The organism is Gammaproteobacteria bacterium (genome assembly GCA_016712635.1).
In the GTDB taxonomy this organism is placed as follows: Bacteria; Pseudomonadota; Gammaproteobacteria; order SZUA-140; family SZUA-140; genus JADJWH01.
Genome location: JADJQS010000015.1, coordinates 43,607 through 57,398 on the forward strand (window position 1 = coordinate 43,607; position 13,792 = coordinate 57,398).

The 13,792-nt window shown below is 67.6% G+C and carries 14 protein-coding genes and 1 pseudogene; 6 read left to right on the forward strand and 9 right to left on the reverse strand.

Annotation, left to right across the window (positions count from 1 at the left end; genetic code table 11):
• Nucleotides 1–18: 18 nt before the first annotated feature.
• The 4 genes and pseudogenes from gcvPA to IPK65_13170 form a co-directional block, all read right to left on the reverse strand.
• A pseudogene (gene gcvPA / locus IPK65_13155) lies at nucleotides 19–1,378 on the reverse strand (aminomethyl-transferring glycine dehydrogenase subunit GcvPA).
• 94 nt (nucleotides 1,379–1,472) lie between these two features.
• Nucleotides 1,473–1,865, reverse strand: coding sequence for a glycine cleavage system protein GcvH (gcvH, locus tag IPK65_13160; GenBank protein ID MBK8164032.1), 393 nt, complete (start codon nucleotides 1,863–1,865; stop codon nucleotides 1,473–1,475).
• 66 nt (nucleotides 1,866–1,931) lie between these two features.
• The gene (gene gcvT, locus IPK65_13165; GenBank protein ID MBK8164033.1) at nucleotides 1,932–3,023 is read right to left on the reverse strand and encodes a glycine cleavage system aminomethyltransferase GcvT; all 1,092 of its coding nucleotides are present in this window, start codon (nucleotides 3,021–3,023) and stop codon (nucleotides 1,932–1,934) included.
• Between the two features lie 251 nt (nucleotides 3,024–3,274).
• A complete protein-coding gene (locus IPK65_13170; GenBank protein ID MBK8164034.1) occupies nucleotides 3,275–4,282 on the reverse strand; it encodes a class 1 fructose-bisphosphatase in 1,008 nt (335 codons plus the stop codon).
• Between the two features lie 170 nt (nucleotides 4,283–4,452).
• Between IPK65_13170 and IPK65_13175 the strand changes: the two genes are divergently transcribed.
• The 4 genes from IPK65_13175 to folA are packed head-to-tail and all read left to right on the forward strand — an operon-like array spanning nucleotide 4,453 to nucleotide 7,781.
• Nucleotides 4,453–5,652 (forward strand): class I SAM-dependent rRNA methyltransferase, encoded by a 1,200-nt coding sequence (locus IPK65_13175; GenBank protein ID MBK8164035.1) that lies wholly within the window; start codon nucleotides 4,453–4,455, stop codon nucleotides 5,650–5,652.
• A gap of 22 nt (nucleotides 5,653–5,674) precedes the next feature.
• Entirely contained in the window at nucleotides 5,675–6,481 is an 807-nt protein-coding gene (locus tag IPK65_13180; GenBank protein MBK8164036.1) for a prolipoprotein diacylglyceryl transferase, read from the forward strand.
• On the forward strand, nucleotides 6,478–7,272 hold the full coding sequence (locus IPK65_13185) for a thymidylate synthase (protein MBK8164037.1): 795 nt from the start codon (nucleotides 6,478–6,480) through the stop codon (nucleotides 7,270–7,272). The genes IPK65_13180 and IPK65_13185 overlap by 4 nt, the downstream gene beginning before the upstream one ends.
• 2 nt (nucleotides 7,273–7,274) lie before the next feature.
• Entirely contained in the window at nucleotides 7,275–7,781 is a 507-nt protein-coding gene (gene folA / locus IPK65_13190) for a type 3 dihydrofolate reductase (GenBank protein ID MBK8164038.1), read from the forward strand.
• Nucleotides 7,782–7,796: 15 nt separating this feature from the next.
• Here the strand turns inward: folA and IPK65_13195 are convergent, their stop codons facing one another.
• Nucleotides 7,797–8,285 (reverse strand): DUF1043 family protein, encoded by a 489-nt coding sequence (locus tag IPK65_13195; GenBank protein ID MBK8164039.1) that lies wholly within the window; start codon nucleotides 8,283–8,285, stop codon nucleotides 7,797–7,799.
• A 185-nt stretch (nucleotides 8,286–8,470) separates the two neighbouring features.
• On the opposite strand from IPK65_13195, the gene pgl reads away from it, so the two are divergent.
• Nucleotides 8,471–9,220 (forward strand): 6-phosphogluconolactonase, encoded by a 750-nt coding sequence (gene pgl, locus IPK65_13200; protein MBK8164040.1) that lies wholly within the window; start codon nucleotides 8,471–8,473, stop codon nucleotides 9,218–9,220.
• Between the two features lies 1 nt (nucleotide 9,221).
• The gene (locus tag IPK65_13205; protein MBK8164041.1) at nucleotides 9,222–10,226 is read left to right on the forward strand and encodes a glucokinase; all 1,005 of its coding nucleotides are present in this window, start codon (nucleotides 9,222–9,224) and stop codon (nucleotides 10,224–10,226) included.
• A gap of 36 nt (nucleotides 10,227–10,262) precedes the next feature.
• Here IPK65_13205 and IPK65_13210 read toward each other — a convergent pair whose 3' ends face one another.
• Genes IPK65_13210 through cbbX form a run of 4 tightly spaced genes read right to left on the reverse strand, consistent with a single transcriptional unit; the run spans nucleotide 10,263 to nucleotide 13,777 of the window.
• Nucleotides 10,263–10,625: a hypothetical protein gene (locus IPK65_13210; protein MBK8164042.1), complete on the reverse strand. Its 363-nt coding sequence runs from the start codon at nucleotides 10,623–10,625 to the stop codon at nucleotides 10,263–10,265.
• Nucleotides 10,626–10,682: 57 nt separating this feature from the next.
• Nucleotides 10,683–11,573 (reverse strand): phosphoribosylaminoimidazolesuccinocarboxamide synthase, encoded by an 891-nt coding sequence (locus IPK65_13215; protein ID MBK8164043.1) that lies wholly within the window; start codon nucleotides 11,571–11,573, stop codon nucleotides 10,683–10,685.
• Nucleotide 11,574: 1 nt separating this feature from the next.
• Complete coding sequence (locus tag IPK65_13220; GenBank protein MBK8164044.1) at nucleotides 11,575–12,804, reverse strand: class II fructose-bisphosphate aldolase; 1,230 nt, start codon at nucleotides 12,802–12,804, stop codon at nucleotides 11,575–11,577.
• Nucleotides 12,805–12,859: 55 nt separating this feature from the next.
• A complete protein-coding gene (gene cbbX / locus IPK65_13225; GenBank protein ID MBK8164045.1) occupies nucleotides 12,860–13,777 on the reverse strand; it encodes a CbbX protein in 918 nt (305 codons plus the stop codon).
• Between the last annotated feature and the right edge of the window lie 15 nt (nucleotides 13,778–13,792).

Genomic DNA, 13,792 nt, shown 5'->3' on the forward strand with positions numbered 1-13,792 from the left:
CTCCGGATTGCCGCCGGCTCAGTCGCGGGCCAGCGCGCGCGCGCAGGCATTCGCGTAACGCTCGATGTCTCCGGGCGTCTTGGTCTCGGTGGCGCACACGAGCATGCACTCGCCCAGCTCGGGATAGTCCCGCTTCAGGCTGTAGCCGCCCAGGATGCCGTCGTCCGCCAGGCGTGCGAGGACGGCGTCCACGTCGGCGTCGAGTCGCAGCACGGTCTCGTGGAAGAACGGGCGCGCGAACACCGGCGTGACGCCTTTGATCGCGGACAGCGCCTCGCGCAGCCGGCGCGTGCTGGCATGCGAGGAGGCGGCGACGCGACGCAGCCCCTCCGCGCCGAGCAGCGACATATATAGTGGCGGCGGTAACCAGCAGGCCCTGGTTGGTGCAGATATTCGAGGTCGCCTTGGAGCGCCGGATGTGCTGCTCGCGCGCCTGCAGTGTCAGGGTGAAGCCGGGCTTTCCGTCGAGGTCGACGGTGCGTCCGATGATGCGGCCCGGCATCTGGCGCACGTGCTCGGACTTGCAGCACATGAAACCGAAATACGGCCCGCCCGAGGCGAGCGGCACGCCGAGCGGCTGGCCTTCGCCGCAGGAGATATCCGCGCCCTGCGCGCCCCATTCGCCCGGCGGCTTGAGCAGGGCGAGCGACACCGGGTTGTTCTGCGCGATGACCAGCCCGCCATGTGCATGCGCCCAGTCACAGAGCGCATCGGCGTCTTCCAGCACGCCGAAGAAATTCGGCTGCGGAATGACGAGGGCGGCGAAATCGCCCGGATTCTGCGGCAGTCCGGCGGGATCGACGGCGCCGCTCTGCGGATCGTAATCCAGGCTGTCGATGACGATGCCCTGGTTGGCGACGATGGTCTGCACCACGCGGCGGTAGACCGGAGGCACCGTGCGCGGGATCAGCACGCGCTTCGACTGCGCCTTGCGATTCGCGCGCACCGCCATCAGCACCGCCTCGGCCAGCGCGGAGGCGCCGTCGTAGAGCGAGGCGTTGGACACGTCGAGCGCGGTGAGTCCGGTCATCATGGTCTGGTATTCGTACAGCAGCTGCAGCGTGCCCTGGCTCGCCTCGGCCTGGTACGGTGTGTAGGCGGAGTAGAATTCGCCGCGGGTGGCGATCTCCCATACCGCCGCCGGGATGTGGTGCTCGTAGGCGCCGGCGCCGATGAAGCACAGCGGCGCGCCGTTGGCCGCGGCGCGCTCGCCGAGCAGTCGCGCCGTCTCCATCTCGGTCAGTCCGGGCGGCACCGCCGCAATGTCACGCACTCGCAGGGCGGGCGGGATCTCGTCGAACAGGTCGTCGATGCGGTCGATGCCGATGGCCGCCAGCATGGCGGCGGTGTCGCTTTCCGTATGCGGAATGAATGGCATAGATATCCTGGAAGTGGATGTCGCTATGGGGTGCCGGGATAACCGCGCGGCTCACCCCGGCGGCCGCGCACGGGCGCGGCACGTCCGGGGGGCGTTATTCGTCTTCCTCGGTGATGAAGGCGCTGTAGTCTTCGGCGTCGATCAGGTTACCGCCCTCGGCGCCGTCGAGCTGGATGCGCATGATCCAGCCTTCACCGTAGGGATCCTTGTTGACCAGATCCGGGTTGTCCGCCAGCAGTTCGTTGACCTCGACCACCTCGCCGGCGACCGGGCTGTAGACGTCGGAGGCCGCCTTGACGGATTCGACCACCGCGCACTCCTGGCCGGCGCTGACCGCACTGCCGACCTCCGGCAGTTCGACGAACACCATGTCGCCCAGCAGGTCCTGGGCGTGATCGGTGATGCCGACCTTGACCGTGCCGTCGCCCTCGTCCTCGACCCATTCGTGGGTCTTGGTATATCTCAATTCCGCGGGTATTTCACTCATGAGACCAACCTCTTAATTGATATGCTGCCACAGTTGTACAGTAATCCTCGCCCCGGAGATCCCGGCCTAGGCCGGCGCGATGCAGCTCTTGCCGTGACGCACGAAGGGCGGCGTCACCACCTGCGCGGCAAGGCGACGTCCCCTGATGTCGACCGCGCAGTCGTTCGCCACCTCGCTGCTGACCCGCGCGAGCGCGACGGAGCATTGCAGGAAGGGCGAAAAACTGCCGCTGGTGATCTCGCCGACGAGACGGTCGCCGACGTAGACCTGCTGGTGCGCGCGCAGTACGCCGCCTTCGCGCAGCACCAAGCCGATCGTCTTGCGCGCCGGACGCGCGCGGTCCGCCTCGATGGGCGCGCGGCCGATGAACGCGCGCTCCGGCGGATTCCACGCCACCGTCCAGGCCAGCCCGCTCTCGAGCGGAGTCACCGTCTCGTCCATATCGGAGCCGTACAGGGCCATGCCCGCCTCCAGCCGCAGGGTGTCGCGCGCCCCGAGTCCGATGGGCTTCACCCCGGCCGCGTGCAGCGCCTGCCAGAAGGCGGGCGCATGTCCGGCCGGGAGCAGGATCTCGTAACCGTCCTCGCCGGTATACCCGGTGCGCGAGACGAACATCTGTCCGACCTGGACCGAGCGAAACGTGCCGAGCGCCGCGACCGCGGCGCGCGCGGCATCGTCCTTCAGGACGGCATGCACCTTGTCGCGCGCGCGCGGGCCCTGCACCGCGATCAGTGCGCCGTCCGTGCGCTCCTCCAGTGTCGCGCCGAACGCGGCGGCGTGCTGCCGAAGCCAGGCCAGGTCCTTGTCGCGCGTGGCGGCATTGGTGATCAGCCGGTAGTGCTGGTCATTCAGGCGGTAGACGATCAGGTCGTCGATCACGCCGCCGCGCTCGTTCAGCATGCAGGTGTAGAGCGCCTTCCCGGCGTCCAGCCGGCCGACGTCGTTGGCGAACATATGGCGCAGGTAGTCGATGGTGCGCGCACCGGTCACGTCGGTCACGGTCATGTGCGAGACGTCGAACATGCCGGCGTCGCTGCGCACGTGGCGGTGCTCCTCGATCTGCGAACCGTAATTCAGCGGCATGTCCCAGCCCGCGAAATCGACGATCTTCGCGCCGTGGCGCACGTGCTCGTTATAGAGTGGCGTCCTGTGACCCATGGATGACGGCTTCGCTGTGATGGTTGCCGGGCGGCCCGGGTCGATACCTCCCCGACCGTCCCGCACGTAAAGTGATCATACTATAACCGGTGTCCCCGCTCCGACAAAGCGCCCGCATGCACGCGAGGATCCCTGCGCGCCGCGGTCGCGCGGCGATCCCATGACCGGATATTTATTAGGGTGAAACCGCTGTCATTCCGCCGCCGCGCGCCGGCGCGCTGCCCCGGTCCGCGCACGCAGACTGCCGGGCCTCACCGCACCTCTCTGTGATAGCCCGTCACGCGCTCGACTTCCTGCTTCGAGCCGAGGATCACCGGGACGCGCTGGTGCAGATCGCGCGGCTGGATATCCATGATGCGCTCGCGGCCGGTGGTGCTGACGCCGCCCGCCTGCTCGACGATGAAGGACATCGGATTGGCCTCGTACATCAGGCGCAGGCGGCCTTCCTTCGTCGGGTCCTTGGTGTCCTTGGGATAGAGGAAGATGCCGCCGCGGGTCAGGATGCGGTGCACCTCGGCCACCATGGAGGCGACCCAGCGCATGTTGAAGTTCTCCTTGCGGGGCCCTTCCTTGCCGGCCAGGCACTCGTCGATGTAGCGCTTGACCGGCGGCTCCCAGAAACGGCCGTTGGAGGCGTTGATGGCGAACTCGCGCGTGGTCTCCGGGATGCGCATATTGGTGTGCGTGAGGAGGAACTCGCCGACGTTGCGGTCGAGGGTGAAGCCGTTGACGCCCTGGCCGGTGGTCATCACCAGCATGGTGGCGGGGCCGTAGAGCGCGTAGCCGGCGCAGATCTGGCGCGTGCCCGGCTGCAGGAAGTCCTTCGCCGTCGGCTTGGTCACGCCCTCGGGGCAGCGCAGGATCGAGAAGATGGTACCGACCGAGATATTGACGTCGATGTTGGACGAGCCGTCGAGCGGATCGAACACCAGCAGGTACTTGCCGACCGGGTAGCCGTCCGGGATCGGATAGACGTCGTCCATCTCCTCGGAGGCCATGCCGGCAAGGTGGCCGCCCCACTCGTTGCTCTTGATCATCATCATATTGGAGATGACGTCGAGCTTCTTCTGGGTCTCGCCCTGCACGTTCTCCTTCTCGGCGCTGCCGAGCACGCCGACCAGCGCCCCCTTGTTCACGGCGTTGGCGATCGCCTTGCACGCCGTCAGGGTGTCGTTGAGCACGGCGGTGAAATCGCCCGTGCCGCCCGCACGCCGCTGTTCCTGGGTGATGAATTGTGTGATCGTCTCGCCTAATTGCATGTGCCCTTGCCCCTTGCGCAGTGATTCGATGACCGGTCGCCGGTTGCGGCGCCCGCCCCGCGCCGGTGGGCGCTTGGACGGCGGGAATCCGCGGTTGAAGAGCCGGCTATTATGCTAGTATTTGCCCCCAAAATAAACCCGAAGCACGCCCGGACGCCGCCCCCGCCCCCATGTACAAAACGCTGCAACTGCGGAAAAACGAGGAACACCGCCTGCGCGGCGGCCATCTGTGGGTATACAGCAACGAAGTCGAGGTGACGGCGACCCCGCTGACCGGCTTCGCGCCGGGCGAACTCGCCGTACTGGTCGACTACCGCAGCCGGCCGCTCGGCACGGCCTACGTCAATCCGCACTCCCTCATCTGTGCCCGCCTGCTCGGCCGGGCCCCGGACATTGTGCCCGACGCCGCCTGGTTCGCGCGCCGCCTCGAGGCGGCGGCGGCACTGCGCAAGCGCCTGTTCGACCGGCCGTTCTACCGCCTGGTCTACGGCGAGAGCGACGCCCTGCCGGGCCTGGTGATCGACCGCTATGACACCGTGTGTTCGGTGCAGCTGACCACCGCCGGGATGGATCTCTGCAAGGACGCCGTCCTGGCCGCGCTGCAGCAGGTGGTACAACCGGAGGCGGTGGTGCTGCGCAACGACGCGCCGATCCGCGCCCTCGAGGGCCTGGCGCCTTACGTCGAGGCCCTGCCCGCCGCCCCGGAGCGGGTGCTGGTGGAGGAAAACGGCCTGCGCTTCGAACTGGAGCCGCTCACCGGCCAGAAGACCGGCTGGTTCTACGACCATCGCATGAACCGCGCACGCCTGCCCGCCTATGTCCGCGGCCGGCGCGTGCTCGACATGTTCAGCTACAGCGGCGCCTGGGGCGTGCAGGCCGCAGCGGCGGGGGCGCGTCAGGTGGTATGCGTCGACGAATCGCGCGCCGCACTCGACCTGCTGCTGCGCAACGCACGCATGAACGGTGTCGCCGACCGCATCGAGGCGCGCCACGGCGAGGCCTTCGCCACACTGAAGGCGCTGCACGAGGCCGGCGAGGTTTTCGACGTCGTCGTGCTGGACCCCCCCGCCTTCATCAAGCGGCGCAAGGACAAGGCGGCCGGGTTGCGCGCCTACCAGCGCCTGAACCAGCTCGCCATGCAACTGCTCGATGCGGACGGCATCCTGATCTCCGCCTCCTGCTCCTTCCACCTCGCGGCGGACGAGCTGCGCGGCGTGCTGCAGCAGGCGGCGCTGCATGCCGGCCGTGAACTGCAGATCCTCGAGCAGGGCCACCAGGGACCGGACCACCCCGTCCATCCCGCGATCCCGGAGACGGCGTACCTTAAGTGCCTCATCGCGCGCGTCCACCGCGGCGATGCAGCGGGATGACGCGGTTGTTATACTGGGCCCCGTGCTGAGTTACCCCGACATCGACCCCGTGGCAGTCCAGCTGGGACCGCTCAAGGTCCACTGGTACGGCCTCATGTACCTGATCGGATTCGCCGCCGCGTGGTGGCTGGGCCGGCGCCGGCTGCGGCTGTTCGCGGACCTGAGCCGGCAGGACCTATCCGACCTCATCTTCTACGTCGCCCTCGGCGTGATCCTCGGCGGGCGTTTCGGCTATATCCTGTTCTACGACTTTGCCGTCTACCTGGCCGAACCGCTCAACATCCTCAAGATCTGGCAGGGCGGCATGTCCTTCCATGGCGGCCTGCTCGGCGTCATCGTCGCGATGGCGCTGTTCGCGCGCCGGCGCGGCCGGCGCTTCTTCGAGATCGCCGATTTCACCGCGCCGCTGATCCCGATCGGCCTCGGCGCCGGGCGCCTCGGCAACTTCATCAACGGCGAGTTGTGGGGACGACCGACCGACCTGCCCTGGGCGATGGTGTTTCCCGATCCTCGCGCCGGCGGGCTGCCGCGCCATCCCTCCCAGCTCTACGAGATGCTGCTCGAGGGCGTGCTGCTGTTCGTCATACTCTGGCTGTATGCGCGCAAGCCGCGCCCGACGATGGCGGTATCCGCCCTCTTCCTGCTCGGTTACGGCACCTTCCGTTTCCTGGTCGAGTTCGCACGCACGCCCGACGAACAACTCGGCTTCCTCGCCGGCGGCTGGTTCACCATGGGTCAGTTGCTCTGCCTGCCGATGCTCGCGGCCGGCGCCGTGCTGTGGTGGCTGGCGCACCGGGGCACTCCCGCGCGCGCAGCATCCGCCCGATGAAACAGTATCTCGACCTGCTGCGCCACGTGCGCGACCACGGCGCGCGCAAGGAGGACCGCACCGGGACCGGCACGCTGAGCGTGTTCGGCCACCAGATGCGCTTCGACCTCGCCGCCGGTTTCCCGCTGGTCACCACCAAGAAGCTGCACCTGAAGAGCATCATCCACGAGCTGCTCTGGTTCCTGCGCGGCGACACCAATGTGCGCTATCTGCGCGACAACGGCGTCACCATCTGGGACGAATGGGCGGACGAGCAGGGCGAACTCGGTCCGGTGTACGGTTACCAGTGGCGCAGCTGGCCGGCGGCCGACGGCCGGCACATCGACCAGATCCGGCAGGTGGTGGAGGATATCCGGCGCACGCCGGACTCGCGCCGCCTGATCGTCAGCGCGTGGAACGTGGCCGACATCGAACGCATGGCGCTGCCGCCGTGCCACGCCTTCTTCCAGTTCTACGTCGCCGAGGGGCGGCTCTCCTGCCAGCTCTACCAGCGCAGCGCCGACATCTTCCTCGGCGTGCCGTTCAACATCGCCTCCTACGCCCTGCTGACCCTGATGGTGGCGCAGGTGACGGGACTCAAGCCGGGCGAGTTCATCCATACGCTGGGTGACGCGCACCTGTACCTGAATCACCTGGAACAGGCGGAGACCCAGCTCGCGCGCAGGCCCTATCCGCCGCCGACCCTGCGGCTCAACCCGGCGCGAACCTCGCTGTTCGACTTCGTGTTCGAGGACTTCGCACTCGAAGGCTACCAGTCCCACGCGCACATCAAGGCGCCCGTGGCCGTGTGAGCATGCTCGTCGCTCTGGTGGTGGCGATGGGGCGCAACCGCGTGATCGGGCGCGACAACGCGCTGCCGTGGCATCTTCCCGCCGACCTGCGCCACTTCCGCGCGGTCACCCTGGGCAAGCCGGTGGTGATGGGGCGCAAAACCCATGAATCGATCGGCCGGCCGCTGCCGGGACGCGAGAACATTGTGATCAGCCGCGCCGCGGGCTACCGCGCGGAAGGCTGCACCGTACTGCCCTCGCTGGAAGCGGCGTACGAACATTGCCGCGACTGCGCCGAAGTGATGGTGATCGGCGGCGCATCGATCTACCGGCAGGCGCTGCCGCGCGCGCGCCGTATCTACCTCACCGAGATCCACGCGGACTTCACCGGCGATACCGTCTTCCCGCCGCTCGACGCCTCCGCCTGGCGCGAAGCCGCGCGCGACGAGCGTCCGGCCGACGAGAAAAACGCCTACCCGCACGGCTTCATCGTGCTGGAACGCAAGGCGGAGGATGGGACGGGCACGTAAGGCCGTCCGCCTGGATCAGTAGCGGGGATCATCCTTCACGTAGTCGGACGCCTCGTCGTCTGAGGCGGACTCCTTGTACCAGCCCTTCGTGTGCAGGGCCGGCGCCGGACGGGATAGGGCCAGCTTTTCGCCCGGCAATTCCAGGGGCGGAGCGGTCAGCGCGAGCGCGCCCTGCGCGGGGGGGGATTCGCCGCCGGCACCGCCCTCGCTCACGCTGATGGCCTTGAACCGGGGCTCCCGCCCGTTGCACAGCTCCTGCGCGCCCTGCATCAGATGCTGGTGGAGGGCGGCATAGTTCGCGGACATTGCGTTGACGAGATCGGCGGTGGAAGAAAAGTGGACGGCGACCTGATCGCGGTAACGCACCAGCTCGTCGCGCGTTTCACGCAGTTCGCGATCGATCTTCCTCGATTGCTTTGCCGAACCGCTGCCGCCCCAGCCGAGCAGAAACCCTCCCGCCAGACCGAGCAACAGAACCGGGATCAACCATTCCCACGCGATCACTTCACTAACCTCCGGATACAACTGCAGTCGAGGACTGCCTGCCGCTAGCTTAGGCCGCGCCCGCCATACGGTCAAGCGTGCATGCCCGCGGTAAATTATCCGCCGGGACGGGAACTTGCCTGCCTGCGCAGTCTTTCCTCCCGCGGGAATCCCTGATACTTTTAGCCACACACTCAGGAGGACACATGGGCGGCGAACGTCGTCTGCACATCCACACCGACCCGGCCGCGCTGGCGCGCGCCGCGGCGGCGCGCTTCGCGGAGCTTGCACAGGATGCCCGGAGCGAGCACCGCGGTTTTCACGTCGCGCTCGCCGGCGGTTCCACACCCCGTCTGCTGTACCAGACGCTCGCCGCCGACTACCGCGACACCGTGGACTGGGCGGCGACGCATGTGTATTTCGGGGACGAGCGCTGCGTGCCGCCGGACCATCCCGACAGCAACTTCCGCATGGCGCGCGAGGCATTGTTACAGCACGTGGCGCTCCCGCCGGCGCAGGTCCATCGCATCGAGGCCGAGGATCCCGATCCGCACGCCGCCGCACGGCGCTATGCGGATCTGCTGCACCGCCACCTGCCGCACGCGCGCGGGCACGAAAGGGGGCGATTCGACCTGGTGCTGCTCGGGCTCGGTCCGGACGGCCACATCGCCTCGCTGTTTCCGGACACCGCCATCCTCGACGAGCACCGCGCCTGGGCAGCCGCGGTCCATGTCGACAGGCTGCAGGCCTGGCGCATCAGCCTGACCTATCCCGTGATCAACGCCGCGCGTCACATCGCCCTGCTGGTGGCCGGCGAAGGCAAGGCGGACATCGTCAGGGATGTCGTCGGCCGGGCGGAAACCGCGGCCCGGTATCCGGCCTCCCGGCTGCAACCCCGTGGCGAACTCGAGTGGTTCATCGACCACGCCGCCGCACGGCTGCTGCCGGGTGTCTGACGTGAGACTGCTGGCGGGCGATATCGGCGGCACCAAGACCCTGCTCGCACTGGCGGAACGCACGGACGACGGCATTCGCCTGCTGCGGGAACACCGTTACGACAGCGGGGCGTACCCCGGCCTGGAGGTCATCGTCGGCGACTTCCTCGCGCGCCTGGAGCCGGGACTGCGCGACATCGGGCGCGCCTGCTTCGCCGTAGCCGGCCCGGTGATGACGGCCGACGGCAGCGAGATGGCGCGCGTCACCAACCTGACCTGGCGCCTGGACAACCGCCGCCTCGCCGCCGAGTTCGCGCTGCCGGCGGTGCATCTGATCAACGATTTCCAGGCCGTCGGCCACGGCATCGAGCTGCTCGAGGACAACGACCTCGTGGTCCTGCAGCCGGGCCGGCCGCGCTCCGCGGCTCCGCGCACTGTACTGGGCGCCGGGACCGGACTGGGCACGGCCCTGCTCGCCTGGGACGGCGCGCGTTACCAGGTCCTGCCCACCGAGGGGGGCCATGTCGACTTCGCGCCCAACGGCGCGGTTCAACGCGACCTGCTCGCCTGGCTGGCGCAGCGCCACGGCCATGTCTCGATCGAGCGCCTGCTGTCCGGTCCCGGTCTGGCGGCGATCTACGACTTTCTTTGCGCGCGGCAGCCGGACCGCGTCGACCCCGACCTTACGGAACGCCTGCGGACGCAGGACACCGCTGCCGCCGTGACCGAACATGCGATGATCCACGGCGATACGCTCGCGAATGAGGCGCTCAGCCTGTTCGTCGCCGTCTACGGCGCCCATACCGGCAATCTTGCCCTGCTCACCCTGCCCTACGGCGGACTCTATATCGCCGGCGGCATCGCGCCGCGCATCCTGCCGCGCCTGGTCGACGGCCGCTTCCTCGCGGCCTTCAATGACAAGGGCCGGATGGCGCATCTGACAGCCGAGATTCCGGTTGCGGTGGTGATCAACCCCCGGGTCGGTTTGTTGGGCGCGGCGCACTTCGCCGCGCAGGCCGCGCGCTGATCCGTCTCCATATCTGTCCGGCGCGCAGTCGTCGGTTCAGTGCATCCCGGCCTTGCCGAGCAGCTCCGCCACGGCGCGCTCGATCGAGTCCAGCGCCGGCCCCATGATCAATCCGGCATGGATGTGGTAGAGGCGCTGTTCGCACCGTACTGCTTCGTGCAATCCGCGCCCGGCGAGATCGAAACCGGTCCAGGCGATCAGCGGGACATGATCGCTCCGCGCATCGACACAGATCCAGGCCTCGCGTTCCAGGATGCATTCCAGCAGCCGCAGCCCCGGGGCGGGCAACCGCAGCGGGGCGCCGACCCGCAGCTGTGCCAGTCTCACGGTGTTGAAACAGCTCGCGGGCAGCAGGCGCGGCAGCGTGCGCAAGGGCGTGAATTCGTCGATCAGCGACATCGGGTGCGGTCTCCGTTCTGACCGGCCGCGCCTCCGGGGCCGGGATGCGGCACGAGATCAGGTCTCCGGCGCGAGTCGGTGCAGCGCCTCGCGGTATTTCTTCGCTGTTTCCGCCGCCACCTCCGGCGGAAGCGGCGGGGCGGGCGGCCGTTTGTTCCAGCCGATCGACTCGAGGTAATCCCGCACATACTGCTTGTCGAAACTGGCCGGCACCCGTCCGGGCGCGTAACCGTCCGCCGGCCAGAAGCGTGACGAATCCGGCGTGAAGACCTCGTCGATCAGCACCAGTGCGCCATCACGATCCAGGCCGAATTCGAACTTGGTGTCGGCGATGATGATGCCGCGCGTCAATGCGTAGTCCGCCGCCTGCCGGTACAGTTCCAGGCTTACCGCCTGCAGCCGCTCCAGCAGGTCGCGGCCGATGAGCTCGGCCGTCCGCGCGAGGCTGATGTTCTCATCGTGCGCGCCTGCGGCGGCCTTGGTCGACGGCGTGAAGATCGGCTGATCGAGGCGCTCCGCCTCGCGCAGACCGGCCGCCAGGCGATGGCCGCACACTGATCCGGTGCGGGTGTAGTCACGCCAGCCAGACCCTACCAGATAGCCGCGGACGATGGCCTCGATCGGCAGCGGCGACAACTTGCGAACCACGAGCGAACGGCCCGCGAGCTGATCACGTTCATGCGCCGTGGTGACCAGCAACAGAGGGTCGCGCGCCGTCAGATGATTGGCCACACCCGCGTCCAGGCGCTGAAACCAGAAACGCGACAGCGCCGTCAGCACGCGGCCCTTGTCCGGAATCGGCGTCGGGAGCACCACGTCGAAGGCCGACAGGCGATCGGTGGTGACGATCAGCAGGTGCTCTGCATCGACGTCGTACATATCCCTGACCTTGCCGCGATGAAGCAGCGCCAGGCCGGGGAGGTCGGATTCGAACAGTGCGTCCACCATGTCAGCCGGGAAGCCTCCGCCCGCCGACCGCATCCGCGGGCCGTGCGGCCGCGGCCGCACGGCCTGTATCCTCGAAATCTATGCTGATGCGGGCCGCCGTGGACGGACGGAAGCGCGTGTCGGCAAAGGCCACATGCGCGGGATGGTCGCGGTAACTTTCCACCACCTTGGGATGAGCGAACCGCACCAGCCAGCAGTAGCGGTATTTGGCCCCGTCCTTGAGCGCACGGCCCGCGAAGACGCGGCGCACGCCCGGTATCGTGGCCAGCACACGCCTTCCCTCCTCCATCATCTCCTCCACGCGCGCATCGGCGTCGGTGCTGTTGTAAATGATGAGATGCTCCACCTCCTGCCAGGGCGACGCCTCGGCGAGCACGGCCTCGGCGCGGCCCGCAGCCCCCCACACCGCCAGGCAGCGCGCCACCTCCCTGCGGACCGCCTCGTTCACACCCTGGTTGAGGGCGGCAGTGCCGCCGGTCCGATCCACGAGGCAGTTGCTGCGCAGGCGGCGCGCCGCGATCTGCGACAGGCCGCTGTAGTAGTTGATCCTGGCCACGCCGCGGTCGATCAGGCATTCGCACTGCGCATCGGTCAGGCCGCTGCCGCCATGAATCACCAGCGGGATGCCGACCGCCTTGTTGATGCGCGTCAGCCGCTCCAGATCCAGGTCGGATCGTTCCGGGCGGATGCCGTGGACGGTGCCGACCGAGACCGCGAGGAAGTCCACCTTGGTCTGGCGCACATACTGCCGCGCCTCGTCGGGCCAGGTATAGACGCCCGGCCCGGGTTCGGCCTGGTCGTCGCCGGCGTATCCGGTGATGACACCAAGCTCGCCCTCGACGGCGATTCCGCAGTCGTGCGCAGTCTGCACCACAGACCGGGTCAGCTCGACGTTTTTCTCGAACGGCAGATGGGAGCCGTCGATCATGACGCCGTTGCAGCCGTGACGGATGCCGAGGGCCACGTGATCCAGGTTTGCGGCGTGGTCCAGGTGCAGCGCGACCGGCACCGGGCTGCGCCGGGCACCTGCCACGGCGGCGGCGGCCAGCAGCTCGAAATCATAGTAGCGGAACTGCGGGACGACAAAGTTGAGGATGACGGGCGCACGCGCCTCCTCTGCGCCCTGCAGGACACCCTGCAGAAAGTCGAGGCTGATGACGTCAAAGGCGCCGACCGCGTAATGACCCTCGTACGCGTGGTTCAGCAGATCACGCATGTTCACCAATGCCATACTGCGCTCACCTCGTTGTCATGGTTGCCGGCCTATGGCCCGGCCTCACTTCATCTCATTCCCCGCCCTTGTCACTGAAGATGCGGCTGGCCAGCACGTCCTCCGCCTCGATGGTAACCAGATCCATCTTGCTGAGCATCCTGCCGGCGTTGGCGAACAGCCGGTTGGCCTGTCTGAGCCGGGCGCGATCGAGGGCATTGCGCACCGAACGCGCGTTGGAAAAGTGCGGCTGCTTCATGCGCAGCTTGAGATACTCATTGAACGCCAGCTCGCCTTCCGCGCTGAAGCGGTAGTTCTGGCGCTCCAGCATCAGCCTGGCGATGTGCAGCAGTTCGGCCGGCGAATAGTCGGGGAAATCGATGTGATGGGCGATGCGCGAACGCATGCCCGGATTGCTCTGGAAGAATTTATCCATCTTGTCCTTGTAGCCGGCCAGGATCACGACGAGATCGTCGCGGTTGTTTTCCATGACCTGCAGCAGTATCTCGATGGACTCCTGGCCGTAGTCGCGCTCGTTCTCCGGCTTGTACAGATAGTAGGCCTCGTCGATGAACAGCACGCCTCCCATGGCCTTCTTGATCACTTCCTTGGTCTTCGGCGCGGTGTGGCCGATGTACTGGCCGACCAGGTCATCGCGCGTGACGGTGACCAGGTGTCCTTCGCGCACGTAACCGAGGCGCTTGAGGATCTCGCCCATGCGCATCGCGACCGTCGTCTTGCCGGTGCCCGGATTACCGGTGAAGCACATGTGGAGCGTCGGCGTTTCGGACGAGAGCTCGAACTTGCGCCGCAGGCGGTCGACCAGCAGCAGCGCCGCGATCTCGCGGATGCGCGTCTTGACGGGCACCAGCCCGACCAGCTCCCGGTCCAGCGTGTCCAGCACTTCCTGTATGTTCGAGGCCTTGAATTCGGCCTCGAGATCCACCCGCACCTCGTCGGCGCCGGCGGCGTTCAGATTGTCATCTTTTCCCATGGCTGCCGCATCCCA